Genomic DNA, 12,934 nt, shown 5'->3' on the forward strand with positions numbered 1-12,934 from the left:
CTGTGACTGCTCTCGTTTCAGCCTACGCCCGCCCAAGCGCCCCACGCAACTCAAACGCACGTGTATCCACGGGGAAAAGCCCGCGCCCCCTCACCGCAACCGAAACCGCTGCCGCAATCCGAGACCAAGGAAAAAGAGCGTGGGTCGTGAAGAGCGGCTGTGCGCGCTGCACCCGGTTCCAAAAACGGCAACTTATGCCTTCCAGTCCTCCCCAAGCCCGAAACGGGTTTCTGACGAAATTCACGAGCGGGATCCTGGCGCTGGAAGTGATCGCACCCGCGAACACTACCCCCACAATTCAGCAATTCCCAAACCCGCCATCATCCCCTATATGCCCCCCATGTCCACGAACCCGCCCAACCTCCGCCCCGACCTCGCCCGTGCCACCCTCACCGGCGAAAAACGCCCCGGCCAGCCCACCATTGGCATGGTCTCGCTTGGCTGCCCGAAGGCGCTGGTCGACAGCGAACGCATCCTCACGCGGCTCCGGGCCGAAGGCTATGGTATCTCACCCGACTATTCCGGCGCGGATGCGGTGATCGTGAACACCTGCGGCTTTCTCGACTCGGCCAAGGCCGAATCCCTCGACGCCATCGGCGAAGCGCTCAATGAAAACGGCAAGGTCATCGTCACCGGCTGCCTTGGCGCCGAGCCCGAGTTCATCACCGGTGCCCACCCCAAGGTGCTCGCCGTGACCGGCCCACACCAATATGAACAGGTGCTCGACGCGGTGCATGCCGCTGTCCCGCCTGACCCGAACCCCTTCGTGGACCTGCTCCCGGCCTCGGGCGTGAAACTCACCCCGCGCCATTTCAGCTACCTGAAGATTTCCGAAGGCTGCAACCACGCCTGCAAATTCTGCATCATCCCCGACATGCGCGGCAAACTCGCCTCACGGCCCGTCCACGCCATCCTGCGCGAAGCCGAGAAACTCGTCGAAAACGGCGTCAAGGAACTCCTTGTGATCTCACAGGACACCTCCGCCTACGGGCTGGACCGCAAATATTCCACCCACCCGTGGAAAGACCGCGAGGTGCGCTCGCATATCACCGATCTCGCCCGTGAACTGGGCCAGTTGGGCACGCCCAAGGACCTCTGGGTCCGCCTGCACTATGTCTACCCCTACCCGCATGTGCGCGACCTGATCCCGCTCATGGCCGACCCGGATACGGCGCTGCTGCCCTATCTCGACATCCCGTTCCAGCACAGCCACCCTGACACGCTCAAACGCATGGCCCGCCCCGCCGCCGGGGCCAAAACGCTGGACGAGATCGCCCGCTGGCGCGCCACCTGCCCCGACATCACCCTGCGCTCGACCTTCATCGTCGGCTACCCCGGCGAAACCGAGGCCGAATTCCAGCACCTTCTGGATTGGATGGACGAAGCCCAGCTCGACCGGGTCGGCTGCTTCCAATACGAAAACGTCGACGGTGCGCGCAGCAATGCCCTGCCCGATCACGTCCCCGAAGAGGTCAAACAAGACCGCTGGAACCGCTTCATGGAAAAGGCGCAGGCCATCTCCGAGGCCAAACTCGCCGCCAAGGTCGGCCAGACCATGGACGTCATCGTCGACGACATCGACGCCGACGGCATCGCCACCTGCCGCACCAAAGCCGACGCCCCCGAGATTGACGGCAACCTGTTTATTGATGAAGGGACCGAGGGGTTGTCGATTGGGGATATCGTTCGCGTTGAAGTTGACGAGGCGGGGGAGTATGATTTGTGGGGTATTATTTCAGGCAAGGCCGAATAACAACGCATTCAAGTCCAGAAATTGATCTTGCTTCTTTACGGGGTAGATTTCATTCTCAAATCGAAAGTCGAAAATAAATCGGTATTCGCGTTCATTTTGGTAGTCTAATGGTTTCACGAATACGACCTCTCTGAAGATCCTAATAAGTTCATCGTACGAAATGAGGTTTTCAGGTGTAATGTGAATGTCTCTATCTCGATAAATCACCTTTTGGTGACGAACATCAATTGCAACATGTGGCAAAGTTACAAGCGAATGCCGTTCTGCGATTGCCTCGGACACACTCAAAACCTTTAGCTGCCGTCTAATCAGATTGGCGAGATTAATCCCGAATTGAGTGGCCTGTGTCTTAGGGTCAGGACTCATAGCCAGAAAATGACGAGTGCCGCCAGCGCGATGGCTGACAGGAATACCTTTGGGGATCTGTCGTAACGGGTCGCGACCCGCCGCCAATCCTTGAGCCTGCCGAACATGATTTCTATGCGGTTGCGCCGTTTGTAGCGGCGCTTGTCGTACTTCACCGTTTTCTTCCGCTGTTTTCGACCGGGGATGCAGGCGCGTATCCCTTTGTCTTTCAAAGCTTCTCTGAACCAATCGGCGTCGTAACCACGATCTCCGAGCAGCCAATCTACTTTTGGCAGGCTGCCAACGAGAACCCGTGCGCCGGTGTAATCACTGACCTGACCGGCTGTCACAAAGAGGTTCAGAGGACGTCCTTGGCTGTCGCAAATGGCGTGCAGCTTTGTGTTCATGCCGCCCTTGGTGCGCCCAATCAGACGCCCACGCCCCCCTTTTTCACACCCAGACTGGACGCCGTGCGATGAGCCTTCAGATAGGTGGCGTCGATCATGACCGTTTTCTCTTCACCATGATCAGCAGCCAAACCAATCAGCATCTCGGCGAAGATGCCCTTGTCGCTCCAACGCTTCCAGCGATTGTAGAGTGTCTTGTGCGGGCCGTATTCCTTGGGAGCATCACGCCATCGTAACCCGTTGCGATTGATGAAGATAATGCCGCTCAGCACCCGGCGATCATCCACACGAGGTTTGCCATGGGACTTGGGGAAGAAGGGCTCAAGGCGCGCCATCTGCGCGTCGCTCAACCAGAAAAGATCAGACATGTTTACCGCTCGTTTTTCGAGTCGTGAATCATGCCGCCAACCGGAAATCAATGGGTCCTGACCCTATGGATTGTCCAATAGTCATCATAGTTTTCGAACGGGTTTTGGTCTGCGTTTTCTGCCAAAGTCATGCAAAAAACGTAGCAGTTTGGTACAGACATCTCGATGTCAACTTCCGCCTCGGAAACTTTCAGTGAGTCTTCTCCTATGCTTTGAATGTTTAGCTTTTTTACAAATGTCGAGAAGCTGCCGGGAAACCTTGGTGTTTTGCTTGTGTCACCAAATGCTATTTATCCTTGAAACAATAGGTTTGCGAAGTTTTGATCCAGATCAACTCCATCCGAGATAGTCAATCTGAAAGTGTATTTTCCTTCTTCATCGTCCAAAAGCTCCTGATTTTCAATATCGCGGTACTTAAACAAGTTTCCCAAGAGTAGCTTCGAACCTTTGGTGATGTTATGTTCCGACTTGCAGTACTTGACCAAAAGCATTCCATTGCACCCATAACAAAAAAAATCAACCAAAGCTCCCGTAAAGCCTAGGGTCAGGACCCATTGATTTCCGGTTGGCGGCATAATTCACGACTCGAAAAACGAGCGGTAAACATGTCTGATCTTTTCTGGTTGAGCGACGCGCAGATGGCGCGCCTTGAGCCCTTCTTCCCCAAGTCCCATGGCAAACCTCGTGTGGATGATCGCCGGGTGCTGAGCGGCATTATCTTCATCAATCGCAACGGGTTACGATGGCGTGATGCTCCCAAGGAATACGGCCCGCACAAGACACTCTACAATCGCTGGAAGCGTTGGAGCGACAAGGGCATCTTCGCCGAGATGCTGATTGGTTTGGCTGCTGATCATGGTGAAGAGAAAACGGTCATGATCGACGCCACCTATCTGAAGGCTCATCGCACGGCGTCCAGTCTGGGCGTGAAAAAGGGGGGCGTGGGCGTCTGATTGGGCGCACCAAGGGCGGCATGAACACAAAGCTGCACGCCATTTGCGACAGCCAAGGACGTCCTCTGAACCTCTTTGTGACAGCCGGTCAGGTCAGTGATTACACCGGCGCACGGGTTCTCGTTGGCAGCCTGCCAAAAGTAGATTGGCTGCTCGGAGATCGTGGTTACGACGCCGATTGGTTCAGAGAAGCTTTGAAAGACAAAGGGATACGCGCCTGCATCCCCGGTCGAAAACAGCGGAAGAAAACGGTGAAGTACGACAAGCGCCGCTACAAACGGCGCAACCGCATAGAAATCATGTTCGGCAGGCTCAAGGATTGGCGGCGGGTCGCGACCCGTTACGACAGATCCCCAAAGGTATTCCTGTCAGCCATCGCGCTGGCGGCACTCGTCATTTTCTGGCTATGAGTCCTGACCCTACAGTTCCAAATATTTTGGCACAAGAGTGTGCGGCAAAATGAGCGGCCACCAAAAAAATGAAATTTGCAACCAGTTCCCCTCCCCACACGTATCGTCTAGAAACCATCACCCAATAGCCCCCATGCCCGCCGAAACCCGCGTCCTCTTCAATGCCGACTGCCCGGTCTGCAACGCCGAAATTTGCCACTATCAGCGCCACACCGACGCCCGCGCCCTCTCCGTGCGCTATGACGATCTGAACGGCCCCGACGGCGCCGCGTGGGGCATCAACCCGGACATGGCGGCCCAACGCCTGCATGTCATGCATCTCGGGCTGGTCTATTCCGGCCTCGACGCCTTCCGCATCTTGTGGAAACAAATGCCGCGCTATCGCTGGCTCGCCACGCTCACCGGGCTGCCGGGGCTGTACCGGATCGCATCTTTCACCTACGATCACGTCCTTGCACCTACCCTTTACCGCCGCCATCTCAAGCGCAATCGCAACGGAGAAACCGCATGACAGACACACCCATCATTGCGCAAAAAGCCCCCTTCCCCATCAAGGTCGAAGAAGGCAAAACCTACTTCTGGTGCGCCTGCGGACGCTCAGGCAAACAACCGTTCTGTGATGGCTCGCACAAGGATACCGGCCTCACTCCGGTCAAATACACTGCCGAGGCCAGCAAGAAGGTCTTCTTTTGTGGGTGCAAGCACAGCGGTAAAAAACCGCTCTGCGACGGATCACACAACCGTCTGGGCTAGACGCCCATATCTTTCTTTTTCCAGAAATACCCGGGGGAGTCGCAGTCAAAACTGCGACGGGGGCAACGCCCCCTTACCCGGTCTTTAATTCGTCCAGCAGGTCCTGGTTCTCGCAATATTCCGGCGCGTGCTTGGCGCTGTGGTGCGTCTTGAGCCACCCCTGGCACGCCCCCACATCCCGGCACTGGGTGCATTTCATCACTGCAGAGCGATACTTCACGGCCAACTCCGGGCGGGTCGTCAAAACCTCTTCCCAATCCACGCCAACCCGGTCCGACATCTCCGACACGAGGCCGGAATGCTTGTCCAGCTTGTTGAAAAGTCCCATCTTTCGTCCTCTCTCAAGGGATCAGCGGCGGGATGCCAGCCGATCCAGTAGTTCCTTGTGCATGCAGCACTCCGGCGCGTCCTGCCCCGGCCCCGATGCCGTAGCCAGCCATGCCTCGCATTGCGCCACGCTCGGACAGGTCCGGCAGCGCGTCACCAGATCGGCATAGCCGTTGGCCGACAGATGCCCTTCGGCCATGGCTTCGCTGAGCGACAGGCCCATGGCCCGCGCCACGCTCCGCGTCAGCCAGAAATGCTTTGCCGGGTCTCCCAGCGGCTGCACGATCCCCATTACTCCAGCGCCTCCAACGCATCCTTGAGCTTTTCAAACTTGTCCTGGTTCACGCAGTCCCGCGGCGGTGCCTCTGCGCTTTCGGTGTCATGTTCCGCGAGCCAGCGCTTGCAGCCGCGGGTCCAGTCACACCCCCGGCAGTCTTCCACCATCTCGGCCCATTCCGCCTGTGTCAGCTCCGCCTGCGCCATTGCCGCAACCAGGTCGGTTTCCGTGACCTTGGCCATGCGCTGCGCCAGCCAGTAATGCGTGTTGCTTTCGCCAAGAGGCTTCATCCGCCCTGCCTCCCGAGCTCGGCCATCAATCTCCGGTTCCGGCAGAAGCCCGGCAACCCGTCAGCGCCCGCCGGAAGCACGCCACACACACTGTCCTGCCATCTTGCACAGGCATCCGGATCGTCGCAGGCCATACAACGCTGCATGGCCTCCCCGATCCCTTCGAACGGCAGGGCACCGGCAATCGCCGCCTCCTGCAAATCAACGCCAGCGCGGCGCGCGGCCCCGTCCAGCAGCGCGGCATGTCGTCTCGTCTTGATCCTGTCTGTCATCGCGGCCTCCGCAAATGCTCATGCAGGGCACGATATCACCGACATCAAAAGGTGCCCTTGACTTGCATCAACCGCGTGCATCGAGATAGGCACGCACGCAATCCTGAACCCGTCGGAACCGATCACCACCAAGTTTTGTGCCGCCATACCAACGCGTTACGACCACGACATGATCATGAAGCCCCTCGCGTTCGAGCATCCGCAAGATCACCATTCCGGCGCCAAACTCGCCGTCATCCCCCTTGAGAGGCGTTCCGTCAGCAAACAACGCCGCCCAGGTGTTGTGGGTTGCCTTGGCGAATTTCCGGTCCCGCTTCAGATCCTTGAGAAAGGCGTCCACTTCGTGCCTGTCCCGCGCCACGCCCCCCGAAACCGCGTATTTCGATCCTCGATCCGTGACGACATTCTTCAGTTGCAGCATCACTCAGAGCTTGGCCGCTGTTTGGCGCACGATGGCCATGCGCGCCTTGTTGGGCGGGTGCGTGCCAAGGAACTGATCGCCGGGATCGGGAATACGGTTGAAGAACTCGGCCCCGCGTACTGGGTCATAGCCCGCACGATGCGCTATCACCGTACCCAGCGCATCCGCCTCCAGCTCGTATTCCTTGGAAAAGGACCGCGCGCCCACATCCGCACCCACGTTCATCGCAAGGTCGACCATCTCGGCGTTGCCCCCCATGACACTCGCCAGGATCGCGCCCACCGCCGCCCCGGCCAGCGCATCCTGCTGGGTGCGGTTCAGATGTCCAGCCACGTGATGCGCTGCCTCGTGCCCCATGACAAAGGCCAGTTCATCCTGGTTTCTGGTCTGGGCAATCAGGGCCGCCGTAAATATGATCAGCGGGCGACCGGAACGGTCTTCGGTCTGATAGGCATTGGCGGGCAGGTTCAGACGCTTGTCGACGGAAATTGCGTAATCGCAATTGGTGTTTTGCCGCGTGCGCTGGCGACATTCACGTTCCGCCACGGGTTCCAGCCGCGACTTGACGGGGGCCAGGCGCCGGTTGGCTTCGTCCAGGCTGATGGCCGGGGTCGCCGCCCGTGTTGGCGCAGGTTTCGACGGCGCGGGATCAGAAGTCGTGCTGACACATCCGGCAATCAACAGAACAAGGGGTAATACACTCAGACGCATGACACTTCTCCCTTTGGGGTTCCGGAAATTTAGCCCTGCGCCGCCCCCGTTTCCAGTGTGAAATGCTTGCAGTCCGGCGCAGGCGCGCTACTCTGGGAACATGTTCAGCATCGAGCACGAATTTGACGCCACGATTGTCACCCTTGTCGACGAAGGCACTCAGCCTTTGGGCGAAGATGTGATCATCCACCTTTTCGAAGACTGCATCACCATCGAACAATATGATGCGCGTACGGATACGGTGCAGAAAATCACCCTGTCCAATCATCAGGCCCAGGATCTTGCGGCCGCGCTGGACCTGCCCGAAGGGGTCTACATTCTCAAGCGCGACGAGGACTGAAAGCGACAGCGGGGCGCTGCCCTGTCACAGCAAGGCTGCGACTCCCTGGGGTATTTGCACCCATTGAGAAGCGGCAAGGCTGCGCGATTCCGGCCGGGGCCTCACCCGGTCTCCAAGCGGAAAGTCTTGTCGCGCGCGCTTTGGCCACGTACCAGCATCAGGCGCGATTTGGCCACGCCCAGTGCTTTGGCCAAAAGCTTTTGCACGGCGGCATTTGCCTTCCCGCCTTCCGGCACCACCGTGACATAGACCCGGACCGCGCCGTCCTCTACCGTGATCCGGTTACGTGCGGCGCGGGGCGTCACCCGCACGGCAAACTCGACACCGGGCCGGATCAGCGTTTTCAGGTCTTCACTCATGGAGCCCCTTCCGAAGCGGGCGATTTACTTCACCCTGGCTAGCTGGTTATTTACCCATGCGGGGCATCAAGAGGAAGCGCTTATGGCAACGGGGTTTTTCTGGGACGAGCGTTGTTTCTGGCATTCGGGAGGCAACTACGCGCTGACCCTGCCCGTTGGCGGGCTTGTTCAGCCGCTGGCCGCCGGTGGTCTGCCCGAAAGCCCCGAAACCAAGCGTCGCCTCAAGAACCTGATGGATGTGACCGGGCTGAGCGGTGATCTTGATCTGCGCAGCGCCGACGCGGCCAGCATGGATGACCTTCTGCGCGTTCACCCCCGCGCCTTTCTGGATGAGTTCAGGGAGATGTCGGATCAGGGCGGCGGAGATCTCGGGTTGCGCACGCCTTTTGGCCAAGGCGGGTTCCAACTCGCCGCGCTCTCCGCTGGGCTGGCCACCGCCGCCGTCCGCGCTGTGCTGAGCGGCGAGGTGGACAATGCCTATGCGCTCTCGCGCCCGCCGGGGCACCATTGCCTGCCTGACTGGCCCAACGGCTTCTGCCTTCTGGCCAATATCGCCATCGCCATCGAAGCCGCCATTGCCGAAAACCGCTGCAAGAGGATCGCCGTGATCGACTGGGACGTGCATCACGGCAATGGCACCGAGGCCATTTTCTATGACCGCGACGACGTGCTGACGATCTCGCTGCATCAGGAATACAACTACCCGCTCGACACGGGTGACAAACAAGATCGCGGCACCGGCAACGGGCTGGGCTACAACATCAACGTCCCGCTGCCACCGGGTTGTGGACATGTTGCCTATCTCGACGCAATGAACCGCATTGTCCTGCCCGCGCTGGATGCCTACCAGCCCGACTTGATCGTAGTTGCCTGCGGCTATGACGCGGGCATTTTTGATCCTCTGGCCCGCATGCTTGCCACCGCAGACACCTTCCGCCAGATGACCCGGCAGATGAAACAGGCCGCCGAAAAACTCTGTGACGGCAAACTGGTGCTGGTGCACGAGGGCGGCTATTCCGAGGCTTACGTCCCTTTCTGCGGCCATGCCACGATCGAGGAACTGTCCGGCTCGGACAAACACGCCCCCGATCCCATGGCCGCCACCGTTAGCAAACGCCAGCCCAACGCCCGCTTTGACGCCTTCATCGCCGAGCAGATCACCGAATTGGCCGCCTATTTCGCAACATCACCCGAAAAAGGTTGAACTTTTGCGGCCACGTGCCGACATGAAATCCAACGGAACGACAGGACCAGACATATGCCCGATCCAAACCCGCAGGCGCTCGATTTTCTTCTGACGCGCCGCTCGCGCCCCGCCAAAACCCTGACCACCCCGATCCCGAACCGCGACGACCTCGCGCCGCTCCTGCAAGCCGCCCTGCGCGCACCTGATCACGGCAAGCTGGAACCGTGGAGGCTCATCGTGCTGGAGAAATCCGCCCTGAACCGCCTTGCCGGGCTGGTCAAAGACCGTGGCGCAGCGCTTGGCATTGACCCGGACAAGATCACCAAGAACCACGATCAGTTCGCCCATGCCGACCTTGCCGTCGTCGTGATCGAAGCCCCTGTCATTGCCGAAAAGATCCCGGCCATTGAACAGACCTATTCGGCGGGCGCGGTCTGCCTGCAACTGCTGAATGCCGCGCTGGCCTCGGGCTGGGGGGCCAACTGGCTCTCGGGTTGGGCCAGCCATGATCGCGACTTTGTCGAAAAGGGCCTTGGCCTTGCCCCGCATGAACGCGTCGCCGGGTTCATCCATATCGGCACTGAACGCGCCGCCCCCCCCGAACGCCCCCGCCCCGACATCGAGGAAAAGGTCACATGGGTTTCACAGTAGTCGTCACCTCGTTTTTCAAGGCCCTCGGACAGATGGGCGACCGGCGCTTTCGCCGGGTGCTCCTGCTGGGCGTCGGGCTGACCTTTGCGCTTCTGGTGGCCGCCTATGTTGCCTTTCTCGCCTTCCTGAACTGGATTGGCGCCGCAGAAACCGTGCAGGAGCTGATTGGCGAGGTCACATGGCTGCCCGATCTGATCACCTGGACCTCGTTCTTCGTGATGATCGCACTTTCGGTCTTTCTCATGGTGCCGGTGGCCTCGGCCATCACCTCCATGTTCCTTGACGAAGTAGCACAGGCGGTCGAGGACCGCCACTACCCCAACCTGCCCGCCGTGGACCCGGTGCCCTTCTGGGATGCGGTGCGCGATACCGTGAACTTCCTCGGTGTGCTGATCGCCGCCAACCTGCTGGCACTGGTGCTTTATGCCTTTTTTCCGCCTATGGCCCTCTTCATTTTCTGGGGCATGAACGGGTTCCTGCTGGGACGGGAATACTTCCAGCTGGCCGCCATGCGCCGCATCGGACGCGAAGGCGCCAAGGCCCTGCGCAAGAAACACATGGGCACGATCTGGCTCGCCGGAACGCTGATGGCGATGCCCCTGTCCATTCCGCTAGTGAACCTGCTGATCCCGATCTTGGGCGCGGCGACCTTCACGCATCTCTACCACCAACTCGGGGATCGCTAGGGCACGGGTTTCACCCGCCCTACCCCCGGTGAGCCGGTTCTGCGGCGTCTGACCCTACTGTGTTGCCTCGACAGGCGCCGGGCCCATCCGGTTGAACCAGTCAAAATCCCGCACGGTGATCACGCCCGTGGTGATGATCCAGTAAAGGATGCCCCACATTACCGCCGCTGCGACGGTGGTGATCTTGGCCTTGGTCTTGAGGTTGTGATGCTCTGGCGCACCGGCATGGGTGCCGGGAACGACCTCCCCCACATCCCCCTGCGTCTGCAGACGGACCGGGATCACGATCAGAAAAGTCATGAACCAGAGAACCGCGTAAAGCACGATGGCCGAGGTGATCGTCATGCAGGGAGCCTCCCAAAAGCTGCGGGCGGCCTGATCGCCGCCCGCCCTTCATATGTTATACTTGTTCCAGTTCCACAAGACAGCCGTTGAAATCCTTGGGATGCAGGAACAGCACCGGCTTGCCGTGCGCACCGATTTTCGGTTCTCCGGTTCCCAGCACCCGCGCGCCGGTCTCCTTGAGGTGATCGCGTGCGGCGATGATGTCCTCCACCTCGTAGCAGACGTGATGGATACCGCCCGACGGGTTCTTGTCGAGAAAGCCCTGAATGGGGCTGTTTTCTCCCAGCGGGTAAAGCAGTTCGATCTTGGTGTTGGGCAGTTCGATAAACACCACGGTTACACCGTGATCCGGCTCGTCCTGCGGAGCTCCCACCTTTGCGCCAAGCGCGCTGCGGTATTGCTCCGAAGCGGCTTCAAGGTCGGGTACGGCAATCGCCACGTGGTTCAAACGTCCAATCATGTCGGTATCCTCATGTCATAAAGGGTCTCAAGTCCGCACCTCTTATGATCATCCCCGCGCGCCTGCGCAAGCGTCAGGGGGTCGCGGCTTGCTTAACGCTTCGTTAGGCAAGTTGGCCCTACTCTGATCCGGTCTCACCGCCTTACTGCCAGAGGAGTTTCGCAATGGATGACCGCTCGCTCATTAATCCACTTAACGTGCCCACCCCACAGCGCCCTCTTCTGGGCCTGACCATCCTTGCTGTCGAAGACAGCCGTTTCGCCTGCGACGCGCTGCGGCTGATGTGTCTGCGCTCGGGCGCACGCATCCGGCGGGCCGATTGCCTTGCCTCGGCGCGTCGGCACCTGCAGATCTACCGTCCCAATGTCGCGATTGTCGATCTCGGCCTGCCCGATGGCTCCGGGACAGACCTGATCAGGGAATTGACCAACGCCGCGCCGCGGATCGACGTTATTTTGGGGACGTCTGGCGATGATCTTGGCGAAAAGCTTGCCGTTGGCGCCGGGGCGGATGGGTTCCTGACCAAGCCGCTCTCCAGCCTGGCCACATTCCAGCAGGCCATCCTGTCCCGCCTGCCCGGCGATCACCGCCCGCCGGGACCACGCATAGTGGCGGACGAAACGATCCTGGCCGATCCCGTGGCCTATCGCGACGACCTTCTGCACGCCGCCGACGCGCTGCAGGATGGGGCGAAGGATACCACCATCGACTATGTGACACAGTTCCTCTCCGGGATCGCGCGCAGCGCCGAGGACACACCACTTCTCAACGTGGTCGAATCCATCAGCCGCGCACGACGGGCTGGTCAGATGCCGGTCTCGGAACTGGCACGTCTCAATGGGATGATGCGGGATCGCCTGGCGCAGGCCTCCGCGATCTGACGTGGCTCAGAGCGTCGGGTCCTCGGCAACGCGCACCAGCCGGGTCAGGTCGCTCAGGCTTTCATTCTGTCGTCCCGCAGCATCGAAATTGCGTGGCGACAACCACACCTCGAAGGCCTGCTTGAGCGCGGGCCATTCCTTGTCGATCGCGGCGAACCACGCGGTATCCCGGTTCCGGCCCTTGTAGACCAGCGCCTGCCGGAACACGCCTTCATAGCTCAACCCCAGCCGCTGCGCCGCCCGGCGCGACGGCGCGTTGAGCGCATCACATTTCCATTCATAGCGGCGATACCCGGCCTCGAACGCCCATTGCATCATCAGGAACATGGCCTCGGTTGCCGCCCGCGTGCCCTGCATCATCGGGGAGAAGTTGATGTTTCCCACTTCGATCGACCCGGCCGCGGGCTTGATCCGCAGATAAGACGCAACTCCGGTAAAGGTACGCGCCTCCTTGGAATAGATCGCATAGAAAAAATGATCCGGATTAGCCACGGTTTCGCGCACCCAGCGGTGGTATTGCGCCGCAGAGTGGAAAGGGCCGTAGGGCATGTAGTCCCAAACCCAGTCATCCGCCTGATATGCCCGGAAAAGCAAGGCGGCATGCGCCTCGGCATTCAACGGTTCGAGCCGGGCAAAATTCCCCTCAAGAACCGCCCCACCGGAAACCGGCGGCGGTGTCCATCCGGGTACGGCCGCCCCCACGGGCCTGTCGTCGCGCATGTCCAGAACTCCCCATTGC

Annotated in this window: 20 protein-coding genes; 9 read left to right on the forward strand and 11 right to left on the reverse strand. The window is 60.0% G+C overall.

The window, feature by feature from the left end; genetic code table 11:
- The first annotated feature begins 340 nt into the window (after positions 1–340).
- Entirely contained in the window at positions 341–1,753 is a 1,413-nt protein-coding gene (gene rimO, locus ACS3QZ_RS07095) for a 30S ribosomal protein S12 methylthiotransferase RimO (RefSeq protein WP_456037199.1), read from the forward strand.
- A 362-nt stretch (positions 1,754–2,115) separates the two neighbouring features.
- Here rimO and ACS3QZ_RS07100 read toward each other — a convergent pair.
- A protein-coding gene (locus tag ACS3QZ_RS07100) for an IS5 family transposase (RefSeq protein ID WP_456037200.1) occupies positions 2,116–2,873 on the reverse strand; the annotation gives its coding sequence in 2 pieces (ribosomal slippage) (positions 2,116–2,555 and positions 2,555–2,873; 759 coding nt in all).
- A gap of 605 nt (positions 2,874–3,478) precedes the next feature.
- Between ACS3QZ_RS07100 and ACS3QZ_RS07105 the strand changes: the two genes are divergently transcribed.
- The 3 genes from ACS3QZ_RS07105 to ACS3QZ_RS07115 all read left to right on the forward strand — a co-directional run bounded on the left by ACS3QZ_RS07105 (position 3,479) and on the right by ACS3QZ_RS07115 (position 4,989).
- Positions 3,479–4,236 (forward strand): IS5 family transposase gene (locus ACS3QZ_RS07105; RefSeq protein WP_456036452.1). Its coding sequence is split into 2 segments (ribosomal slippage): positions 3,479–3,800 and positions 3,800–4,236, totalling 759 coding nucleotides; the frame shifts between segments, so codons are not numbered across the junction.
- 133 nt (positions 4,237–4,369) lie between these two features.
- The gene (locus tag ACS3QZ_RS07110) at positions 4,370–4,747 is read left to right on the forward strand and encodes a thiol-disulfide oxidoreductase DCC family protein (protein ID WP_456037201.1); all 378 of its coding nucleotides are present in this window, start codon (positions 4,370–4,372) and stop codon (positions 4,745–4,747) included.
- Positions 4,744–4,989 carry a CDGSH iron-sulfur domain-containing protein gene (locus ACS3QZ_RS07115; protein ID WP_456037202.1) on the forward strand — a complete coding sequence of 82 codons (246 nt, stop codon included), beginning with the start codon at positions 4,744–4,746 and terminating at the stop codon, positions 4,987–4,989. Before ACS3QZ_RS07110 ends, ACS3QZ_RS07115 begins: the two co-directional genes overlap by 4 nt.
- 73 nt (positions 4,990–5,062) lie before the next feature.
- Here the strand turns inward: ACS3QZ_RS07115 and ACS3QZ_RS07120 are convergent, their stop codons facing one another.
- The 6 genes from ACS3QZ_RS07120 to ACS3QZ_RS07145 all read right to left on the reverse strand — a co-directional run bounded on the left by ACS3QZ_RS07120 (position 5,063) and on the right by ACS3QZ_RS07145 (position 7,287).
- Positions 5,063–5,317 (reverse strand): DUF6455 family protein, encoded by a 255-nt coding sequence (locus ACS3QZ_RS07120; RefSeq protein WP_456037203.1) that lies wholly within the window; start codon positions 5,315–5,317, stop codon positions 5,063–5,065.
- Positions 5,318–5,338: 21 nt separating this feature from the next.
- Entirely contained in the window at positions 5,339–5,608 is a 270-nt protein-coding gene (locus ACS3QZ_RS07125) for a DUF6455 family protein (RefSeq protein ID WP_456037204.1), read from the reverse strand.
- Positions 5,608–5,883 carry a DUF6455 family protein gene (locus ACS3QZ_RS07130; protein WP_456037205.1) on the reverse strand — a complete coding sequence of 92 codons (276 nt, stop codon included), beginning with the start codon at positions 5,881–5,883 and terminating at the stop codon, positions 5,608–5,610. Before ACS3QZ_RS07130 ends, ACS3QZ_RS07125 begins: the two co-directional genes overlap by 1 nt.
- The gene (locus ACS3QZ_RS07135) at positions 5,880–6,155 is read right to left on the reverse strand and encodes a DUF6455 family protein (protein WP_456037206.1); all 276 of its coding nucleotides are present in this window, start codon (positions 6,153–6,155) and stop codon (positions 5,880–5,882) included. Before ACS3QZ_RS07135 ends, ACS3QZ_RS07130 begins: the two co-directional genes overlap by 4 nt.
- A gap of 67 nt (positions 6,156–6,222) precedes the next feature.
- On the reverse strand, positions 6,223–6,576 hold the full coding sequence (locus ACS3QZ_RS07140; RefSeq protein ID WP_456037207.1) for a YigZ family protein: 354 nt from the start codon (positions 6,574–6,576) through the stop codon (positions 6,223–6,225).
- Positions 6,577–6,579: 3 nt separating this feature from the next.
- Positions 6,580–7,287, reverse strand: coding sequence for a M48 family metalloprotease (locus tag ACS3QZ_RS07145; RefSeq protein ID WP_456037208.1), 708 nt, complete (start codon positions 7,285–7,287; stop codon positions 6,580–6,582).
- Between the two features lie 100 nt (positions 7,288–7,387).
- Here ACS3QZ_RS07145 and ACS3QZ_RS07150 point away from each other — a divergent pair, with 100 nt between their 5' ends.
- Entirely contained in the window at positions 7,388–7,627 is a 240-nt protein-coding gene (locus tag ACS3QZ_RS07150) for a DUF8831 family protein (protein ID WP_456037209.1), read from the forward strand.
- 101 nt (positions 7,628–7,728) lie between these two features.
- Here the strand turns inward: ACS3QZ_RS07150 and ACS3QZ_RS07155 are convergent, their stop codons facing one another.
- Positions 7,729–7,986 (reverse strand): DUF167 domain-containing protein, encoded by a 258-nt coding sequence (locus ACS3QZ_RS07155; protein ID WP_456037210.1) that lies wholly within the window; start codon positions 7,984–7,986, stop codon positions 7,729–7,731.
- An 82-nt stretch (positions 7,987–8,068) separates the two neighbouring features.
- Between ACS3QZ_RS07155 and ACS3QZ_RS07160 the strand changes: the two genes are divergently transcribed.
- Genes ACS3QZ_RS07160 through ACS3QZ_RS07170 form a run of 3 tightly spaced genes read left to right on the forward strand, consistent with a single transcriptional unit; the run spans position 8,069 to position 10,509 of the window.
- The gene (locus ACS3QZ_RS07160; protein ID WP_456037211.1) at positions 8,069–9,190 is read left to right on the forward strand and encodes a histone deacetylase-like amidohydrolase; all 1,122 of its coding nucleotides are present in this window, start codon (positions 8,069–8,071) and stop codon (positions 9,188–9,190) included.
- Between the two features lie 54 nt (positions 9,191–9,244).
- Positions 9,245–9,823: a nitroreductase family protein gene (locus tag ACS3QZ_RS07165; RefSeq protein ID WP_456037212.1), complete on the forward strand. Its 579-nt coding sequence runs from the start codon at positions 9,245–9,247 to the stop codon at positions 9,821–9,823.
- Positions 9,808–10,509 carry an EI24 domain-containing protein gene (locus tag ACS3QZ_RS07170; protein ID WP_456037213.1) on the forward strand — a complete coding sequence of 234 codons (702 nt, stop codon included), beginning with the start codon at positions 9,808–9,810 and terminating at the stop codon, positions 10,507–10,509. The genes ACS3QZ_RS07165 and ACS3QZ_RS07170 overlap by 16 nt, the downstream gene beginning before the upstream one ends.
- Before the next feature lie 54 nt (positions 10,510–10,563).
- On the opposite strand, the gene ACS3QZ_RS07175 is transcribed toward ACS3QZ_RS07170, so the two are convergent.
- Together ACS3QZ_RS07175 and mce are read right to left on the reverse strand one after the other, a co-directional pair.
- Entirely contained in the window at positions 10,564–10,854 is a 291-nt protein-coding gene (locus ACS3QZ_RS07175; RefSeq protein ID WP_456037214.1) for a DUF1467 family protein, read from the reverse strand.
- Positions 10,855–10,909: 55 nt separating this feature from the next.
- Positions 10,910–11,314 (reverse strand): methylmalonyl-CoA epimerase, encoded by a 405-nt coding sequence (gene mce, locus ACS3QZ_RS07180; protein ID WP_456037215.1) that lies wholly within the window; start codon positions 11,312–11,314, stop codon positions 10,910–10,912.
- Positions 11,315–11,478: 164 nt separating this feature from the next.
- Here mce and ACS3QZ_RS07185 point away from each other — a divergent pair, with 164 nt between their 5' ends.
- Positions 11,479–12,195, forward strand: a complete 717-nt coding sequence (locus tag ACS3QZ_RS07185) for a response regulator (RefSeq protein WP_456037216.1) — start codon at positions 11,479–11,481, stop codon at positions 12,193–12,195.
- 6 nt (positions 12,196–12,201) lie between these two features.
- On the opposite strand, the gene ACS3QZ_RS07190 is transcribed toward ACS3QZ_RS07185, so the two are convergent.
- Complete coding sequence (locus ACS3QZ_RS07190; protein ID WP_456037217.1) at positions 12,202–12,915, reverse strand: GNAT family N-acetyltransferase; 714 nt, start codon at positions 12,913–12,915, stop codon at positions 12,202–12,204.
- Positions 12,916–12,934: the final 19 nt, after the last annotated feature.

It is taken from the genome of Shimia sp. W99, from assembly GCF_053851455.3.